This window comes from Streptomyces xiaopingdaonensis (assembly GCF_000262345.1).
In the GTDB taxonomy this organism is placed as follows: Bacteria; Actinomycetota; Actinomycetes; order Streptomycetales; family Streptomycetaceae; genus Streptomyces; species Streptomyces xiaopingdaonensis.
Window position 1 is genome coordinate 1 of the sequence record NZ_AJTQ01000327.1, and the last position, 295, is coordinate 295.

The window sequence follows — 295 nt, forward strand, 5'->3', positions numbered from 1 at the left end:
GGAGCGGGCCGGCGGCACGCTCGGGACGGGGCTGGAAAGCGTGCGGCCGCACGCCCGGAGGCGATGCGGCCGTGACACTTCGGAGTTGCGCAGTTCCTCAGCGCAGTCGAGCCATGAGGGCGTGCTCGACGAGGGTGATCAGTGCGCTCTTGGCGTCGGAGCGGTGGCGCGCGTCCGTCGTGATGATCGGCGCGTCCGGGCCGATCTGGAGCGCTTCGCGGACCTCTTCGGGACCGTAGGGCTGGTACCCGTCGAAACCGTTGAGGGCGATCACGAACGGCAACCCCGAGTTCTC

1 pseudogene is annotated in these 295 nt (G+C 69.8%); it reads right to left on the reverse strand.

Annotated features, from left to right (window positions below):
- Window positions 1-97: 97 nt before the first annotated feature.
- Window positions 98-295 (reverse strand): annotated as a pseudogene (locus UWG_RS0124965) (ATP-binding protein); the annotation flags it as partial.